Here is an 18,990-nt window from a genome sequence, read left to right as displayed (position 1 = left end):
AATTTACTTAAAAGTTGAAAAAATATTGCATTTTTCAATTGTTTATGCTATTAATGTAATAACAATGAAACATAACAAAAATGATGATGGTTTGAAGTAGCAGAAGATTCCCTTTATCAGCGAGCTGACGGTTGGTGCGAGTCAGTAAATAATCTGTCTGGCGAATTACGTTCCGGAGTTTCTTCATGTTGAATGAAGACGGCAGGTCTATGTCGTTAATTCCTTGAGTGACAGTTCTAATCGAGCTGTAACGAGGGTGGTACCGCGATTTAACTCGTCCCTTATTTAGGGAGGAGTTTTTTTATTGTGTAGAAAAGGAGTGGAAAGCATGCATATTTTAGACGAATTGGCTAAACGGGATTTAATTCAGCAAACAACTGATGACGAAGGATTGCGCAAGCATTTAGAGAATAATATTGTAACGCTGTACGCAGGCTTTGATCCGACAGCTGACAGCTTGCATATTGGTCATCTAGTACCGGTATTAATGTTAAAAAGATTTCAAAAAGCAGGTCACAGACCTATTGCTTTAATTGGTGGAGGTACAGGTCTTATCGGTGATCCAAGTGGTCGTTCAACAGAACGTTCGTTAAACAGTCCTGAAGTGGTGAAAGGCTTTAGTGATAAAATCAAAGACCAACTAGCAGGCATATTGAATTTCGATCAGGGTGAAAACAGTGCGGTTGCCCGTAATAATCATGAATGGCTGTCGACGATGACGATCATTGAATTCTTGAGAGATATCGGGAAGCATTTCAGCATTAATTACATGCTGGCAAAAGATTCCGTTGAGTCCCGTTTGGAGAACGGTATTTCTTTTACAGAGTTCAGTTACATGATGCTGCAATCGATTGACTTCTTGAATTTATACGAAAAAGAAAATTGTACATTACAACTTGGTGGCAGTGATCAATGGGGTAATATTACTGCGGGAATGGAATTAATTCGTCGTAAACGATTTGAGCAAAGTGAGGAAGAGGCGGAAGTATACGGACTGACAGTGCCGTTAATTACGAAAAGTGATGGGACGAAATTTGGTAAGACAGCAGGTGGAGCAGTTTGGCTAGATCCTGAGAAAACAACACCGTACGAATTCTACCAGTTTTGGATTAATACCGATGATCGTGACGTTCTTCGATTTATCAAATACTTCACATTTATTGACTTTGACGAGATAGAAGCATTAGAGAAAGAATTAGCAAATGCACCTGAAAAGCGTATTCCGCATAAACGTTTAGCAGAAGAAATGACTAAATTGATTCACGGTGAAGATGCCTTGAAGCAAGCACAAAAAATTACAGAAGCACTATTCAGTGGAGAACTAAGCAGTTTAAATGCAGCTGAAATTGAACAAGGCTTTAAAGATGTGCCATCCGTTGCGATTGAAAATAAAGAGATTGCTCTAATCGAGCTCTTAGTAGAAGCAGGTATATCTTCATCCAAGCGTCAGGCTCGTGAAGATATAAACAATGGAGCGATCTACATCAATGGTATCCGTAATCAGGAATTGACGCACCAATTAACAGAGCAAGATCGTATTGAAGATAAATTTACGATTATCAGACGAGGTAAAAAGAAATATTTCTTAATTCGCTTTTAGAGTAATTTAAAAAGGTTCTGATCTCCAAAGATCAGAACCTTTTTTGACGAATAAGAAAGAAAAGTGCTGACATGGAGTAATCAATGCTGAACAAGAAGATAGATTCTTATAATATGGATTATGTTAGCGGCTTAGTGGTGATTTTGAAATATTATGTGTAGTATGATACCTTCTACCAACCACTTCACGTTCTGCGGGGTACGGCTGAAGCTAGGCTGCTACACGAATCACTTCTCTGCTGCCTTGCACAGAGGAACCCTACTTCGAAGCATTACGAGTAGATACAGGTGCAGACGTTGTGGATCTTCAGCGCCTGCCTGTTCCGCGGGAGTCTCCGTGGTTGGCCTACGCTAGAATTGATACTCTACAATTTTTGTCAGAGCTAGCATATTGATTTCATGCCTATATAATAGCTATTGAAAAAAAACAAGTACCACTGCTATTTGCTGTTCCATACGTTGTAGCACTTCCCGTAAGCGTAGGAAATAGGCGGAGACTCCCGTGCCCACAGGACGCGGAGCCTATTTCCAGAGCTTTGCTAAGCAGATAAACGATATCAAAATGACCATTTTGTAATACAGCCTTTGTTTACATAATCCATATTATAGGGTTGTATATTATTCGTAGGAGGATGTCTGCACGACAAATCATGTAAGGATTCCCCCTTATCGCACAGTTGCAAAACCTGCTACTGCTATTAAGGTAATAGGCATGATTTTTGTTCTTTGATCATATGAAATGATGAGGAGGGATTTATTTTATGCCGAGTGGAACACATTTTGTACAGCTAGACTTACCGATCGGAAAAGTGTGGGATTTTGTCAGTGATTTTGAAAAATGGGCCGATTTAGTGCCGGGTTATATCGAGCATCGTGTGGAAGATGATTATCGCTCTGTCTGGAAATTCAAAGGTGAGGTAGCAAAAATTCACAAAACCATTACGCTCTATATTAATATTAATAAATGGGAAAAGCCAAACTGTGTCAGCTTTTCATTACAGGATAAAAGTAAAAATATTGTCGGTGAAGGTTGTTTTAAAGCAACTGCCGAAGACGCAGAACATACAGATGTGACAGGCAGTTTAACAATCACAGCTAACGGTATTCTTGGGCCAATGGTAAATGGTGTCCTGAAAACATTCATTCCTAAAACAACCATTGAATTTACAGAAGCAGTGGCGAATCGAATGGTGGAAGAATCAGCTGTGTCGAAGTAGCTACATATCCCTTATCCAGAAATGGATAAGGGATTTACTTGTTTTTTTATGAAAAATGTAATATATTGAGTCTTTTGGGGTATATGTTTTGCAAAACGAAGAAAGGGGTTTATCAACATGAGTACTATTGAACAAATTGCCTCCAAAATTGTAGAATGGGGAAATTTGGTTTTATGGGATTACGTTCTGATTTATTTATTAATTGGAGCAGGATTATTTTTTACGTTACGATCTAAATTTGTTCAATTCCGATTATTTGGAGACATGTTTCGTGTTCTTTCAGAAGAAGCAGTCGAGCAAAGTGGTAAAAAAGGTACCAATGCATTCCAGGCATTTAGTATTTCGATTGCATCAAGAGTTGGAACCGGTAACCTGGCAGGTGTCGCATTAGCGGTTGCGCTTGGTGGTCCGGGCGCTGTCTTTTGGATGTGGGTAATTGCATTAGTCGGTATGGCGACAGCTTTTATTGAAAGCACGCTTGCACAGGTATATAAGGTGCCGGACAAAGATGGTTTCCGAGGCGGACCAGCTTATTATATGGAGAAAGCCTTGGGGCAAAAATGGATGGGTATTCTTTTTTCCATTCTAATCACCTTTACATTCGGATTTATATTTAATGCAGTGCAGGCCAACACAATTTCTGCCGCTGTAGAAGAAGCATTTAACATCGATAAAGTGTGGACAGGCATTGTATTAGTGATTTTAGCAGGGATTATTATCTTCGGTGGAATTAAACGTATTGCAACTGTTTCAGGTGTAATTGTGCCAATTATGGCTGTTATTTATATGGCCGTTGGTTTTTACGTCGTATTCTCCAATATTACGGCATTACCAGAGGTTTTTATGCTCATCATCAAAAACGCTTTCGGAATAGAAGAAGTGTTTGGTGGAGGAGCGGGTGCCGCAATGATGTATGGTATTCGTCGAGGATTATTCTCCAATGAAGCAGGTATGGGTAGTGCGCCTAACGCAGCGGCTACAGCAGGTGTCAATCACCCGGTTAAGCAAGGTTTAGTCCAATCTTTGGCTGTATTTTTTGATACGATTGTCATTTGTAGTTTAACTGCGTTTATTATTATTTTGTACGATAATGTTGGTCAATCGTCAGCTGATGGTATCCAGTTAACACAAGTTGCTCTCAGTGCGCAAGTAGGGGAATGGGCATCCATCTTCCTGGCGTTTGTCATTTTCTTCTTTGCATTCAGTTCCGTGATCGGGAACTATTATTATGGTGAAACAAATGTGAGCTTTATGAATCCGAAGGGAATATGGCTGAATGTTTACCGTGTCGTAGTTCTGGCAATGGTTATGTTTGGATCACTCGCTTCGATTCAGTTGGTATGGAATATGGCAGACTTATTCATGGCTATGATGGCAGTGGTTAACTTGATTGCCATTCTGTTATTGAGTAAAGTCGCCTTCGATGTATTACGTGATTACACACAACAGAAAAAACAAGGCAAAGACCCAGTGTTCCACTATAAGAATGTAGAGGGATTGAAAAATATTTCCTGGTGGGGAGCACAGGATGAGAACAAGCAAAAATAAAATAAGAATGATTTCAATTAACCGCAAGGACAACACGAGAGTCCTTGCGGTTTTTATATGTTCTAGGCAAGTATAAAAGTGGAGTAACAGCAGTAAATCATTTCAGACATGAAGTAGAGTTCTTATAATAGGGATTATGTAAACTAGCCATCGCTAGCCAAGCATCCATATTGAGCTATTTAATGTGCTAGAATACCGCTTCGTCCAACCACTCCGCGTCCTGCGGGGCACGGCTGAAGCTAGGCTACTACTTGAGTTACTTCTTTGCTGCCTTGCACCGAGGAAGCCTACTTCGAAGCATTACTAGAAGACGCAGGTGCAGACGTTGTGGATCTTCAGCACCTGCACAATCCCGCGGGAGTCTACGTGGTTGGCCTACGCTAGGATTGGTACTCCACAATGTTTGTAAGAGATAGCATATTGATCACTCATCACTATATATAACAGGAATTGAGTGAATAATAACATAATGCCTAGAACCACTGCTTTTAGCTGTTCCATACGTTGTAGCACTTCCCTAAAGCGTAGGAAATAGGCGGAGACTCCCGTGGAATCAGCGCGAGCTGAAGATCCATTTATGAAAGAAAAGAATTTTCTTTCATAAATTAGCTGAGGCCGTGCCCACAGGACGCGGAGCCTATTTCCGGAGCTTTGCTAAGCACATAGTGTATATCAAAATTACCACATTGATATACACTCTAGTTTACATAATCCATATTATAGGAAGTTGTAAATTATTTACAACAATTAGGACCGGCGAGTTATGTTTGGTTTTCTAATGTGGGATTGAGTAAAAGTGCGTCATTATGAATCATGCCTGTCATTTAACCTTTTCTCCAATAACCGGCTGCTGATTGATTTATTTTCATACACAAATTGTTTATGTAGTTGGTGTAATAAATAGACGGCTCTAATCATTAATGCCAGCAATAAACTAACTGTAATAAATGGGAGATAGGAGCTGACTCCTAAAAAGCTTAATAAGTAACCTATGATTAAAATAAACAAGAATAATATAAAGGTATACATTCCTGCACCTCCTTCTACTGTGTCATTATAGACTAACTGGAAAAAGGCATTCCCGCAATGAGAATACCCTTATTATTTCTTGATTTAGCTGTTACGAAACAGGAAACCTTTTGAAGCAAGGTCCTTTTGATACTTTTGTTCCAACTGTTCAGCTCCATCAGATCTTCCGGTTCTCCTTAAATGGCTAAGATATCGGATTAAGTCTTCGGTTTTAGCGTGATAGGGGCCTCCTTCTTTTATTACTGTCCACATTGGATCTGTATCGTAATTCATTGAAAACATCATGTCGTCATGCCATTGATTCAAAATGTAGACCGCTTCCTTACATAAATCTCGGCGCTTTTCAGATAAGTTGTGTTGTTCGTGTGGATCATTAACGATATCAAACAGCATCTCCTTATCAAATAAGTGAAAGCCATCGTGGTACGTGCGAATATAGAGCCATTTGTCGAAGCGCACCGCTCGCTGACAGACATGGGCATTTTGAGAGAATACTAGAAACGTTCGATCTGCAGATTTTCCATTTCTCAGTATAGAAGCATAGCTTTGTCCATCCCAAGTTGGTCGGTGTTCCTGTTCCAATAGATCTGCAATGGTAGGTAACAGGTCAAGATGATAATGAAGCCCATTGTCAACATGATTTGCTTGTAAACCTGGCCAACGAATAATCATTGGTAATCGACAAGTCATTTGATCAGCTGTACCATGTTCCGCATAAATACCGAGTTCGCCGAGGTTCTCTCCATGATCCGCGGTTATGATGACCACTGTATCTTCCAGAATATTTGCATTATCCATTTGCTTGAAAATCTCTCCAATATGCTCATCCATATAGTGTAAACCAGTATCATATCCATCGATTACTCGTCTTAGACCTGCCATATCAGTTATCTCACCAGGATGACGAGGGAAGGATGGATTTTCAAAGTTATCATACATATTTATCTCTCTAGCAGAATGTGGTCCAATACTTTGTAAATGCTCCTTTAACACATCCTCTGTTAGCCAAGCTGGAAGTGGCTCATTTTCAAAGGGATTACCGTAATCTTTCGGCGCACGGTATGGGGTATGAGGGTCCCAGTAATTCACATACAAAAACCAATCGTCCTTATCACCATTACGTTCGAGCCAATCTAACACAGTAGGAGTGACTTCTTCAGCTGACTCGTCCCCGGTTTTGCCGGTATTATACATTTCCGTAAAGCCGGCATAAAATTGCCAGGATGAATGTCTTTCTGCAAAAGGACTGATAAGTGCTGTTTTCATACCGTTGCGCCTGAAAATAGCAGGGAAACTATCAGATTTTAATCGATCGTGAAACTCTCGCTCTATTCCTTCCGTTCTCATATCACCGGCAGTGCCACCATGACCGATATTGCCGGTGTGTATACCGAAACGACCAGTCATAAGTGCATTTCGAGATGGTGCACAAGGCGCATCTGTTGTGTAATAATTTGTAAAGCGTACACCTTCTTTTGCAATTCGATCGATATTAGGAGTTGTATCACGATGATACCCGTAGCATCCTAAATGATCAGCTCTCGTAGAATCCAAATCTAACAATAAAACACGCATGGTTAGCCTCCATTTCAATACATGTATTCGTACACATTTTTGGTCTATGCATTATACAGCCACCAGTAGAGTTCTTCCGTTTCATATGCCGGAACCCAGGAGTCATGCCCAATGTCGGGATAAACGGTGAGTTGAACATGCGCTCCGAGCTCTTGAAGATGTGCTACAATCTGTTTTGTTTCATCAATTGGAACCACTTCATCCAGTGCGCCGTGAAATGCCCAAATAGGCAAATGCTTAATCCTTGTGATTGCTTCCAATACCTGTTGTTTTGTATAAAGTTCATGAAATGCCTTTTTTCGGTGAGTGGGAAGGGTGATCGAACCACAAACAGGTGCCAAAGCGTGAAAAAAGTCAGGGTATTGCAGAGCCAAATTCCAAGCTCCGATCCCACCCATACTCATGCCGGTTAAGCAGATGCTGTTCACATCAATCTCATATTCATCTATAAGGTAATCTAAGAACAACTTCAAATCTGTTAAATGCTCTGTCCAGTAAGAATCCTCAGGGCATTGGGGTGACACTGTAACAAAAGGAAAGTCATGATATTCCTTTTGTTCTAAAAGTTTTGGCAGACCATGATTTTTCAATAACGCTAAATCATTACCACGTTCGCCCGCACCATGTAAGAAAAGCAGTAACGGATATTGACACGGTCCTTCTAATACATAACGATCTGGTACATGGATGAGGTAGGGTAAAGATGTGGAACCACCGGTAAATATACATTCTTTTTGCAAGAGCATACACCCTTTTTATTGTTTTTTTGATATGACGGATTTTCGGTCAATTAATTCGGTTGATAACTTGTAATGGCTATTTATATTTTTTCCTTCTAATAGTTGAAAAATAAGGTGCACAGCCAGTGCGCCGACTTCATATTTTGGTTGTTTAATCGTGGTTAATGGCGGGTGTACATATTCAGCCAATTGAATATCATCAAACCCGATAATTGATATATCCTCTGGTACCCTGATATTTTTCTCATGGAAAGCTTGCAAACCACCTATCGCCATTTCATCATTTCCATAGAAAATTGCATCTGGAAGTTCACCTTGGGCAATTAATAGCTTTGTTGCTTTATACCCGCCTTCTTTGGTGAAATAACCAATTGAATTCCATTTTGAATGAGTGGGTAACTGGTAGTGTTCCAATGCCTGTTTGTAGCCTTCAAATCGTCTCTGATTATCAAGTGAGGCACTTGGTCCGCCGATATATGCAATATTTCGGTGACCATGGTTAATGAGACTTTCGGTTGCGATGAATCCCCCTCTGCATTATCTACTTCCACATGGTAGACATTCTTGTCCATTAAGTCCCTATCGAGAACAATGACAGGAAAACCTGCTTGTGCTGATTCGATCGTGATTTCGTCACTAATGTTATGGGCGAGTATGATTGCGCCATCCACTCTTTTTTCCTTTAGGAATTTTACTGCTGTCGACTGGTGGCCACCAATGGAACTGCACGCTATCAAATCAAAGCCATTGGCAGTAGTAACGTCCTGTACACCTTTAATCAATTCTGAATAATAGGGTCCTGATAAATCACTGAGTATCAATGCAATCGTATTTGTTTTGGTTCTTTTCAAATCAGAAGCGATGCCGTTTTTCTTATAGTTAAGTTGTCTTGCTGCCTCTGAAACTCGTTCCTTCGTCGCAGCACTAATACGTTTACTGTTATTAAGTGCATAGGAGGCAGTGGATACTGCTACTCCAGCTAATTTTGCTACATCTTTTATCGTTGCCATGTGTCTTTCCTCCATCACTACACAAATATATTATCTATATTACGTTATTTGTCGCAGATTTTTAAGGGCATTATTTAATTCCGGATACATTAAAGCCTTCGATAATGTATTTCTGGAAAATAATAAAAATAATGAGAATAGGTAGTACCATAAAGGTGGAACCGGCCATTTGCAATCCATAATTGGTCACGTTCTGATCTTTTAACAGTGCAAGTCCTACAGATAACGTGTACAATGCTTCGTCGTTAGCGACAATCAGTGGCCATAGGAAACTATTCCAGGCACCGATAAAGGTTAAGATTACCTGAACCGCTAGTATGGGCATCGACAAAGGAATGATTATCCTGGTGAAAATATAGAACTCACCAGCACCATCTAAGCGTGCTGCCTCTATTAAATCATCTGGAATGGTTACCATAAACTGTCGGATTAAGAAAATGTTAAAAGCGGCAATTAAACCTGGCAGAACTATCCCGGTCATTGTATTTGTTAATCCCATTTCATTTAGTAGTAAATACGTAGGTATCATCGTAACCTGTCCAGGCAGCATCATGGTAATTAACACGACAACAAACCACGTCTCTTTACCTTTGAACTGAAATTTACCAAATCCGTAACCTGCCATTGTGTTTAAAAATAAACCAATCATCGAGCAAGCAACGATAATCAACGTGTTAAGTAAATAGACATCAAAATTTAAGTTTTGAAATAAATTGACGAAATGCTCCATTGTTGGGTCCTGTGGAAAAAGGGTTGGCGGAATGCTTAGTACTTCTTGTTCTGTTTTAAAAGAACTTAAAACCATCCATATAAAAGGAAGCGATACGAGTAACCCGCCAACTGTCATAATGGTAATTACAATTGTTTTTTCCATTTTATTTCGTAAATACACAATGGTTCACCTCACAGTGTTTGGTCTGATTTTCTGAATTTAAATTGTATAAGGGTTGCGACAATAATGATCGCAAACAGGATAAATGAAGCGGCGGCACCGTAGCCGAATTCGTTATATTGGAAACCTTCCTGATAAATAAACAATGCAATCGAATTGGTACCATTTAAAGGTCCGCCTTCTGTCATGACAAACGGTTCCTCGAAAAATTGCAGCCAGCCAATTAATGTCGTCACTGTTACAAAAAACGTAGCAAAACTCATAGATGGAATGGTGATCTTGATTAATTTCTGCCATCTGTTTGCACCATCAATATCAGCTGCTTCATAATATACCCGTGGTATTGCCTGCAATGCTGCCAGGAAAATAAGCATACTCACGCCATTGCTTTTCCAAACGGCAAGAAGAATCAATGACAATTTAGCTACAAGCGGATCTTCTAACCAGGGAACATTGTCAATATCAACTAACGATAAAAGGTAATTAAATAAGCCGTATTCCTGATTATAAAGAAACCCCCATACTACGGCGATAGCCACAATGTTAGTGACAGATGGCACGTAATAAATGACACGAAAAGTCGAAGCCAGCCAGCTGCCTACTAAGTTAAGCAAAAAGGCAATCATAAAAGAGCTTCCTACTGCTAATGGAACTCCGATAATGACATAAAAAATCGTATTTCCGATTGATTCAAGGAATTTTTCATCACTAAACAGGTCTGCATAGTTATCAAATCCGATCAAATTTATTTTGGACCAGTTTGCCAAACCAATTAAATTGGTATCTGTAAAACTGATACCGAATGCAATTAGTATAGGTATAAATGAAAAAATGATTAACAGCACAACTGCTGGACCAATAAATAAAAATGGTGTCCATTTGGACTTCATTTGATATCCTCCTCTCGTGGAACTGTCAGAAAGTACTAAGGGGCACTTTGCATCTTCCGGGCTATCTGTCTAAAATATCTGCAGCTTTTGTCTGAAATTCCTCTAGTGTCTGATCAATATCCGCTCCACCACGATTAATTTCTTCTAATGAAGTCAAAATTTCCTGGCCAAGACGTTCATATTCTGGAATTAATGGTAAGGGTTGTGTCGATTTTAATTGCTCACCGAATGTACTAACCATTTCATCATCAGATAGTGCCGGATCTTCCCATGCAGTTAAATTTGCAGGCAATTCACTATTTGCTTTATACCATTTCACCTGAGTATCTGGATCTGCCATCCAATTGATGAAATCAAGAGACTTGTCCACCTTTTCAGAATTATGAAAAATAGAAAGGTGTGCTCCGCCCATCATTGATTTGTTATTTTCTGCAGATGGCATCAGACGCACATCCCAGTTTCCTTCAATATCCGGTGCGCGATCCTTGATCGTGCCAATATCCCATGGACCACTAATAAACATTGGTTTAGAACCATCAGAGAATGCTTGAAAGAATTCTTTACCTTCGCCTGTTTGGGAAAATTCTTCTTCATAGAATAAATGGTGTAATTCAATTGCTTCTTTAAAACCTTGTGATTGGAAGTTGTCTGCACCGTTTCCGATTTTATAATTCCACCCTTGTTCCCATGCCAAAATAAAGGGGAACTGTGGATCCGTTGTTGGTAAATCAATGGCGTACTGGCCATCTCCGCGAGCTGCCAGCTGCTTTGAAGCATCAATCATTTCTTCCCAAGTAGAAGGGCCTTCTGGATAACCAACATCTGCTAAAATATCTGTACGGTAGAATAATGCCCTTGTATCGACATACCATGGGATCCCAATCGTTTGTTCTTTATATTTTGTTGTACCAATAGCGCTTTCATAAAAATTGTCATCAGCAAGGTTATCATAATCATCAAGATATTCTGTCAGATCAAGAAATGTACCAGCTTCCGCAAATTCTGCTACCCATGTGGTCCCAATTTGTAGGACATCTGGACCTTCACCGGAAGCAACAGCAGTTAATAACTTATCATGCGCATTATCCCAAGGAATGACCTGGACATCGACGTTGACCCCAGATTCTTCCTCATATTGTGGAACAAAATCTTTTAACGCTTTCGACATTGTCCAGACAGTAATCGTATTTTCATCAGATGATCCTGCTTCAGATGCCGTATCATTAGAACATGCAACAATCAGTAAAAGCGAACCAAACATCAACATTAACATCATCTTTGTCGTGCTTAACAATTTGATCACTCCTCTTGAAATATTTTCGAACATAATGCAAGTTACTCTTTGAACTATCACCTCAACATCAAACAGATTGTTGAAACGTTTCGACGACTTCATTATAAAACAAGGTGTAATCGGTTTCAAGTATTTTGTGGAAAAATTAATATAAGGGAATTACATTAAGTATTAACTGTTATTCATTATTTAATTAATTTTACAAACATATGTTGAAACGTTTCAATTTATGTTTTATAGTGGTAATAGAATGAAAGGGATTACTTATTGATTTTTTGGAGGAGGTACCAGGATGAAAAACATCCAACATCTAATAGGAGAAATGACCTTACAAGAGAAAATTGATCAATTAACTCAATTAGCCGCTCCTTTTTTTAAAGGGGCGGAGGATGCGGGAGCTATTACGGGACCGATGATGAATATGGAAATAGAAGATGATAATATACGGAATGCAGGTTCCGTACTCGGTGCATCTGGAGCGAGAAATATAAAGTCTATTCAAAAGAAACACTTAGCGGAAAATCGTCTCGGCATACCACTTTTGTTTATGTCTGATGTGGTCCATGGTTATAAAACCATCTTTCCTATTCCGTTAGCGATTGGTTGCTCTTGGAATCTTGAGCTTGCGGAAGACAGTGCACGAATTGCAGCTTTGGAATCAGCTGTATCAGGTATTCACGTTACTTTTGCCCCGATGGTAGATTTAGTAAGGGATCCAAGGTGGGGGCGTGTAACAGAAACAACAGGAGAGGATCCTTTGTTGAACAGTTTGTTTGCCAAAGCACAAGTCCGCGGTTTTCAAGGAGAGGATGTAACGAATGACGTGAAACGAGTGGCAGCATGTGTGAAACATTTTGCCGGTTATGGCGCAGCTGAGGGAGGACGTGATTACAATACAGTTAATATGTCTGATCGACAGTTGCACGAGTTCTATTTGCCGGCTTATAAAGCAGCATTGGATCAAGGTTGTAAAATGGTGATGTCTTCTTTTAATATTATTGATGGTATTCCAGCAACAGCGAATCATCCTTTAATGAGAGGGGTGTTGCGTGATCAATGGCAATTTGATGGAGTAGTCATTTCTGATTGGGGTGCTGTCAAAGAATTAATCGCACATGGTGTTGCAGTAGATAAAGGAGATGCCGGTCTCAAGGCGGTTCTCGCTGGAACGGATATAGAAATGATGACAGACTGTTATTCTAGTTATTTAAAAGAATATGTCGAAAATGGCATGCTGTCGGAAACGGTCATTGATGAAGCGGTGTTTCGGATTTTAAAGTTAAAAGAGGAGTTAGGCTTATTCGAAAATCCTTACAGAGGAGCTGATGAACAATTAGAAAAAGAAATAATCCTATCAGGTCAGCACCGTGCATCTGCGAGGGAACTAGCAGTTGAATCAACCGTTTTACTAAAAAATGAACAGATCCTCCCATTGGACTGCACCCAAAAAGTAGCGCTTATCGGTCCTTATGCTGACAACGGAAATATCCTGGGACAATGGTCTTGGTTAGGATCGAAAGACGATTCCGTAACAATGTTACAAGCGATTCGAAGTAAATCTGAAAATGAAGTATCGTGCATAGAGGGCTGTAGTATTCAGGAAAAAATAGAAAATGGTTTTGAGGATGCGCAACAAGCAGCGACTCAGGCGGATGTAGTTATTGTAGCAGTAGGAGAAGACCCGCTTATGAGCGGTGAAGCAGGCTCGCGAACCAACATTAAATTGCCAGAACCACAATTAAGTTTGATCAAAGAACTAAAAAAAATAGGCAAACCAATTGTCACCGTTTTATTTAATGGTCGACCTCTGGACTTACGTGGAGTTATCGAAAATTCAGATGCTGTCGTGGAAGCCTGGTTCCCTGGAACAGAAGGAGGACAGGCGATTGCGGATTTGATCTTTGGTGATGAGAACTTTTCCGGAAAATTATCGATGTCGATTCCGCACTCAGCAGGTCAAATACCGGTCTATTACAACCATTATTCAACAGGAAGGCCGAAAGGAGCGCCGGATGCACAGGAGAGGTACGTGTCACAATATTTGGACAGCCCAAATGGACCGCTGTTCCCATTTGGATACGGTCTAAGCTATACGAGCTTTCAATATGGCGACGTGCAGCTCTCAACAAATGTTTTGACCCAGGATGCTGAATTAAAAATCACTGTTCCCGTTAAAAATACTGGAGCAATTGCGGGGAAAGAAGTGGTACAGTTATATGTACAGGATGTCTTTGGTGAGGTCGTTCGTCCGGTGAAAGAACTAAAGGAATTCCAAAAGGTGGAGTTTCATTCCGGTGAGGAAAAAGAAGTTACCTTTGTTCTGACAGAAAAAGACCTTCGTTATTATCATTCCGATATGACATACAAGAGTGATCCTGGAGAGTTTATTGTATATGTAGGAAGTAATAGTTTGGTGGATAGCGGAGAATCTTTCACGTTAAAATAACACAAATATAAGGAGCTGCCGGTATAGTTGCCTGGGTGGCTCCTTTTATCGTTCGTAATCCTAGCTACTTCAAGAGTTGATTGAAGAAAAAAATATATTGCTTTCATGCGTAACTTTCGTTAAGTTTAAAGAGACTAGAAAAAAATGTTAATAATGTACTGGATGATATTAAGATTTTGATAGGAGGGCAGCTTATGCGGTTGTTTCTGTATTTTTGCTGTAATATGGTTAACCTTTTCCTTGTCAAATTATTTACGATCGAACCAGAAGTCATTTCTGGTAATGGGAATTTAGGGATTATTTTTGTCTTCACTGGTATTTTATTATTGGTTTTGTTTATTTTGGAACTAATAAAATTCATGAAAGAAAAAAGATGGATTGGCAAAAATAAACGACTGTTATTTGCGATAGCAATAGTTGTCATAATGATTTCTTCATATTTTGAATACCTGTTCGTCATGGATCTGGTAGGACAATTGGGTGGGCCGCCAGATGCGGAAAATTCACGCATTTATCGTTACAGTTGGCTGAATCAGTACACGAATACGATTTATTTGAATGTTTATACGTACTGTATGGTTCTTTCTTTCGTGGTAGTTGTTTATTTAGTGAGCAGATGGAATAAAATCAGGTGACAGTACAGTGGGTTTATGTATGTTGAAAAAGTAAGGTAATTTCGATCAAAAAAGCCGAAGTTTATCACGGTGCTAACCGTCTGTAAGACTTCCACGGGACGTGAAGTGGTTGGACAGAGGTATCCTAGCACAATAGATCTCTCAAGGCGGATGCTTGGTTAGTATCTACTAACATTAATATGTTGTCAGTTAGGATCGGGTGAACTAGTAAATCATTTCATTCATAGAGATATATTAGTTCTAACAAAAAAACCTGGAATTCTTGAAAAATCAAGGATTCCAGGTTTTTTAACATTTTTAACGAATATGCTCTGAAATTAACGAGAGTAGAATTCAACAATAAGAGCTTCGTTGATTTCAGCTGGTAATTCAGAACGCTCTGGTAAGCGAGTGAAAGTACCTTCTAGTTTGTCTTCGTCAAAAGTTACGTATTCAGGTGTGAATGTGTTAGCCTCAATAGCTTCCTTGATGATGTCAAGGCTTTGAGATTTTTCACGAACACCGATTACTTGACCAGGTTTGATTTGGTAAGATGGGATATCAACGCGTCCGCCATCTACTGTAATGTGACCATGGTTTACTAATTGACGTGCTTGACGACGAGTACGAGCAAGACCTGAACGGTAAACAAGGTTATCTAAACGAGTTTCAAGAAGAACCATGAAGTTTTCACCGTGAATACCTTTGATCTTAGCAGCACGATCAAATAGGTTACGGAATTGACGTTCAGTCACTCCGTACATGAAACGTAATTTTTGTTTTTCTTGTAATTGTAAACCATATTCTGATAGTTTACGACGTTGATTAGGTCCGTGTTGACCTGGTGCGTAAGGACGTTTGTCTAACTCCTTACCAGTACCTGTTAACGAGATACCAAGACGACGAGACTTTTTCCATACAGAACCTGTATAGCGAGCCATAGTGCATCTTCTCCTTTATATATGAAATTTGCATAAAATAAGACAGTGTGTCCCTCACATAACAGCTATTTTGTATTCATGCATCTTCGCCCTAGTAGCAGAGAGTTACAGGATACACCTTACTGTTTAAACAGGTAAGGAACAAAATAGTCAGCTAGCGGTTCACATAGGCTACCTTTTTTACACAAAGTTCATTATATGATGTTAGGAGTTGAATGTCAACAGCAACTTCCTTTACTTTAGATATATTTCTCTAATGTTTGAACGAATTGCTCTAAATATTGCTTATCTGTTTCATCAAAGCGGTTTTTACTAGGACTATCGATATCTAATACACCGAAGATTTCGCCATCCTTCAAAATTGGAACGACAATCTCAGACTGACTGGCTGCATCACATGCAATGTGACCAGGGAACTGATGTACATCCGCAACCAATTGTGTTTGTCTGTCAGATACAGCGGTTCCGCAGACACCTTTTCCGCTCTTAATACGAACACAGGCCGGTAAGCCTTGGAATGGTCCTAATACAAGTTCGTCTTCTTTCCATAAATAAAAGCCTACCCAGTTCACATCATTTAAGAATTGATTCAATAATGCCGATGCATTAGATAGATTAGCGATAACATCCGGCTCATCCTGTAGTAATGCGTCTAATTGTTTAATCACAATCGGGTAGTTTTGTTCTTTGTTGCCTTGATAATTTTTGGTTTCAAACATGTACTCCCACTCCCTTGATGGATAGTTTTTTATGAATTTTTTTAATCATACAATAGATTGATTAGTGTGACAAATGTTCAAGCTTTGCTAAAAATATGCTTTATTCGATAAAAATATTCAAAAAATAGTAAAATTCTTAGCAAAAAGCCATAGAAACATGGTATCATAACAAGTAATCATATAGACGTGTTTATCTTACTAGATAAATGGAAAGTTATCGGGTGTTTTTGAAGGAGGATTACTTATGTTGTTGGAATTCGTGATCGGCGGAATTCTTGTTATTATCGCATTATTGATTATCGGACTGATCTTTAGGAAAAAGGTCTATGATCAAGTTGACCGACTGGAAGCATGGAAAATGGAAATCATGCACCGGAATGTGACAGAAGAACTGGCTAAAGTAAAGAAGTTAAATCTGTCGGGTGAGACCCAGGTCAATTTTGAGCGATGGAAGGATAACTGGGATATGATACTTACTCGCGATCTGCCAGATATGGAGGAATATTTGTTAGATGCAGAGGAAGCAGCAGATAAGTTTCGAATCAAAGCATCCAGAAAGAACCTTCAGCATGTAACAGATGCATTGCAGGCAATCGAGAAGAATATTGAAGAAATGTATAAGGAACTGGATTATTTACTTGATTCAGAGAAATATACCCGTCAAGAATTAGAAGAATTGGAACCACAGATCAAAGAATTGAAGAAACACCTTTTACATAACCGGACGCAATACGGAAGAGCTGAAATTGTCTTCGAATCAGAATTAACGAAGATGGAAAAAAGACTGACAGAGTATGCTGTATTAACAAGTGAAGGTAACTATATTGAAGCACAAGGTCTGATTCAGTCGTTAAAAGAAGAACTCGAAACAATAGAAGAAAAGATTACGTCCTTCCCGACAATTTACCGTCAAAGTAAACAGCTCATCCCTGAATTAATGAAAGATTTATTGCGTGGAATGGCAGAAATGGAAAAAGAGGGCTATCGTGTTCAGCAATTCGGTTTCGAGAAGGAATTGAAACAATATGAAACGATGTTGAAAAACGCAATTAAGCAGTTGGAAAATGGTGAGATAGACACAATCGAAGAATCATTAGAACAGATGGAAGATCGCATCAATGAAATGTTCCAGCTGTTAGAAAAAGAAGCGAAGTCTAAATCGATCGTGGAGAGTCATCTCCCTAATGTGAAACAGCAGCTAGCTGATATCCAAGAAGAAGTCGCTACTACAAAAGAGCAGATTCAAGAGCTTCAACAAACCTATTTTCTTGAAGAGTCCGAATTAGAAATGTTCTTAAGTGTAGAGAAATGGCTGGAAAAAGTCGAAAATCAATTTGATCAAATTGAACAGGATTATATCGACAAAAAAGCAAACCATTTAGAAATTAAGGATAAGTTGGATACTTTATCCGAGGAATTGGAAAAGCTTAATCAAGCACAGCAAGACTTTCAATCACAAATTTCTGATTTACGTAAAGATGAGATGGAAGCGAAAGAAAAAATCACTGAATTAAAGAAACAGCTTATTTACACGAGTAAGCAATTGCAAAAAAGCAATATTCCTGGTGTGCCTTCTTTCATCGTCAATGCATTAGACGAATCGACAGATAAGTGTGAAATGGTATTGCAGCACCTCCAGAAGCACCCATTAGATATGGGCAAAGTTCAGCATAGTATTACAGAGGCGAATAAATCAGTGGATCATTTTGTCAATCAAACTAATCTACTGTTGGACCAGGCGAGACTTGTAGAACTTGCCATTCAATTTGGCAATCGATATCGCAGTTCTCACCCTATTCTTTCTGCACAGCTATCAGAAGCGGAGCAACTGTTTAGGGATTACAAATACGAAAATGCGTTGGAAACCGCGGTCAAAGCATTAGAAGAAGTGGATCCGAATGCGATGGAGAAAATCGAGAAAATGGATCAGGCATTTCAACAGATGGCTAACTAGCGCATAAAGGTGGAGATTGGATGAAGTGGCTGCTTTCGGCATTAGCTGTCGTTACACTTAGTGTATGGTCAATGGTATTGTTCATTTATTTTGATCATAAAGAAACGAACTATGTTGCGGCATCAGATCATGTAGCTTTTGAGCATCAGGATCAAACCAAATATACAAATTTTGTTTTTCAGCTTTCGAAATCACAGCACCCGGAACTTAATAAGGAGACCTCTGTTAAAAGTGTGGAAGCTAACCAATCTGCTTCCAACGACATTTCCTCTCCATTATCCGGATTGTCGCTGCCGCAAACAGCTGATAACAAAGTTTCCGTCGATGAATTGTTAACAGCATTAGAAATAGAATAACTAGCCAATAATAGTATATAAGTTAAAAGAATAGCCGGACATAACATGATTGATAATCAAGAATCCTTCGTGTTATGTTCAGCTTTTTTCTTATGTCGAAAACAGCTGCTGCGAAGTAATTTCTGATACCAATACTCTATTTTAAACGGTTATCAATTACCATTGT

General features: G+C 39.2%; 15 protein-coding genes, 1 pseudogene and 1 other annotated feature. Of the genes and pseudogenes, 7 read left to right on the top strand and 9 right to left on the bottom strand.

The window, feature by feature from the left end; genetic code table 11:
- Positions 1–74 precede the first annotated feature (74 nt).
- Positions 75–285 (top strand) — a binding site (T-box leader).
- A gap of 43 nt (positions 286–328) precedes the next feature.
- The 3 genes from tyrS to MUN87_RS05320 all read left to right on the top strand — a co-directional run bounded on the left by tyrS (position 329) and on the right by MUN87_RS05320 (position 4,364).
- Positions 329–1,600, top strand: a complete 1,272-nt coding sequence (gene tyrS / locus MUN87_RS05330) for a tyrosine--tRNA ligase (protein ID WP_244746630.1) — start codon at positions 329–331, stop codon at positions 1,598–1,600.
- A gap of 760 nt (positions 1,601–2,360) precedes the next feature.
- The gene (locus MUN87_RS05325; RefSeq protein ID WP_244746629.1) at positions 2,361–2,816 is read left to right on the top strand and encodes an SRPBCC family protein; all 456 of its coding nucleotides are present in this window, start codon (positions 2,361–2,363) and stop codon (positions 2,814–2,816) included.
- Positions 2,817–2,933: 117 nt separating this feature from the next.
- Positions 2,934–4,364 (top strand): alanine/glycine:cation symporter family protein, encoded by a 1,431-nt coding sequence (locus tag MUN87_RS05320; protein WP_244746628.1) that lies wholly within the window; start codon positions 2,934–2,936, stop codon positions 4,362–4,364.
- An 804-nt stretch (positions 4,365–5,168) separates the two neighbouring features.
- On the opposite strand, the gene MUN87_RS05315 is transcribed toward MUN87_RS05320, so the two are convergent.
- The 7 genes and pseudogenes from MUN87_RS05315 to MUN87_RS05285 form a co-directional block, all read right to left on the bottom strand.
- Positions 5,169–5,393: a hypothetical protein gene (locus MUN87_RS05315; RefSeq protein ID WP_244746627.1), complete on the bottom strand. Its 225-nt coding sequence runs from the start codon at positions 5,391–5,393 to the stop codon at positions 5,169–5,171.
- A gap of 84 nt (positions 5,394–5,477) precedes the next feature.
- Positions 5,478–6,968 (bottom strand): sulfatase family protein, encoded by a 1,491-nt coding sequence (locus tag MUN87_RS05310; RefSeq protein WP_244746626.1) that lies wholly within the window; start codon positions 6,966–6,968, stop codon positions 5,478–5,480.
- Between the two features lie 44 nt (positions 6,969–7,012).
- Complete coding sequence (locus tag MUN87_RS05305; RefSeq protein ID WP_244746625.1) at positions 7,013–7,708, bottom strand: carboxylesterase family protein; 696 nt, start codon at positions 7,706–7,708, stop codon at positions 7,013–7,015.
- Positions 7,709–7,723: 15 nt separating this feature from the next.
- Positions 7,724–8,718 (bottom strand): annotated as a pseudogene (locus MUN87_RS05300) (LacI family DNA-binding transcriptional regulator).
- 70 nt (positions 8,719–8,788) lie between these two features.
- The gene (locus tag MUN87_RS05295) at positions 8,789–9,592 is read right to left on the bottom strand and encodes a carbohydrate ABC transporter permease (protein ID WP_244747891.1); all 804 of its coding nucleotides are present in this window, start codon (positions 9,590–9,592) and stop codon (positions 8,789–8,791) included.
- A gap of 29 nt (positions 9,593–9,621) precedes the next feature.
- The gene (locus MUN87_RS05290; protein ID WP_244746624.1) at positions 9,622–10,500 is read right to left on the bottom strand and encodes a carbohydrate ABC transporter permease; all 879 of its coding nucleotides are present in this window, start codon (positions 10,498–10,500) and stop codon (positions 9,622–9,624) included.
- A gap of 61 nt (positions 10,501–10,561) precedes the next feature.
- Positions 10,562–11,803 (bottom strand): extracellular solute-binding protein, encoded by a 1,242-nt coding sequence (locus tag MUN87_RS05285; protein WP_439649659.1) that lies wholly within the window; start codon positions 11,801–11,803, stop codon positions 10,562–10,564.
- Positions 11,804–12,086: 283 nt separating this feature from the next.
- On the opposite strand from MUN87_RS05285, the gene MUN87_RS05280 reads away from it, so the two are divergent.
- Both MUN87_RS05280 and MUN87_RS05275 read left to right on the top strand, forming a co-directional pair.
- Positions 12,087–14,240 carry a glycoside hydrolase family 3 N-terminal domain-containing protein gene (locus MUN87_RS05280; protein ID WP_244746622.1) on the top strand — a complete coding sequence of 718 codons (2,154 nt, stop codon included), beginning with the start codon at positions 12,087–12,089 and terminating at the stop codon, positions 14,238–14,240.
- A 194-nt stretch (positions 14,241–14,434) separates the two neighbouring features.
- Positions 14,435–14,875: a hypothetical protein gene (locus MUN87_RS05275; RefSeq protein WP_244746621.1), complete on the top strand. Its 441-nt coding sequence runs from the start codon at positions 14,435–14,437 to the stop codon at positions 14,873–14,875.
- A gap of 317 nt (positions 14,876–15,192) precedes the next feature.
- Here MUN87_RS05275 and rpsD read toward each other — a convergent pair whose 3' ends face one another.
- Entirely contained in the window at positions 15,193–15,795 is a 603-nt protein-coding gene (gene rpsD, locus MUN87_RS05270) for a 30S ribosomal protein S4 (protein WP_244746620.1), read from the bottom strand.
- Between the two features lie 239 nt (positions 15,796–16,034).
- On the bottom strand, positions 16,035–16,514 hold the full coding sequence (locus MUN87_RS05265; RefSeq protein ID WP_244746619.1) for a free L-methionine (R)-S-oxide reductase MsrC: 480 nt from the start codon (positions 16,512–16,514) through the stop codon (positions 16,035–16,037).
- A gap of 244 nt (positions 16,515–16,758) precedes the next feature.
- Between MUN87_RS05265 and ezrA the strand changes: the two genes are divergently transcribed.
- Positions 16,759–18,468: a septation ring formation regulator EzrA gene (gene ezrA, locus MUN87_RS05260; RefSeq protein ID WP_244746618.1), complete on the top strand. Its 1,710-nt coding sequence runs from the start codon at positions 16,759–16,761 to the stop codon at positions 18,466–18,468.
- A gap of 20 nt (positions 18,469–18,488) precedes the next feature.
- Entirely contained in the window at positions 18,489–18,824 is a 336-nt protein-coding gene (locus tag MUN87_RS05255; protein WP_244746617.1) for a hypothetical protein, read from the top strand.
- Positions 18,825–18,990 lie beyond the last annotated feature (166 nt).

The sequence above is a fragment of the Gracilibacillus salinarum genome, from assembly GCF_022919575.1.
GTDB lineage: Bacteria > Bacillota > Bacilli > Bacillales > Amphibacillaceae > Gracilibacillus > Gracilibacillus salinarum.
This window is presented reverse-complemented; position numbering and strand designations above follow the sequence as displayed.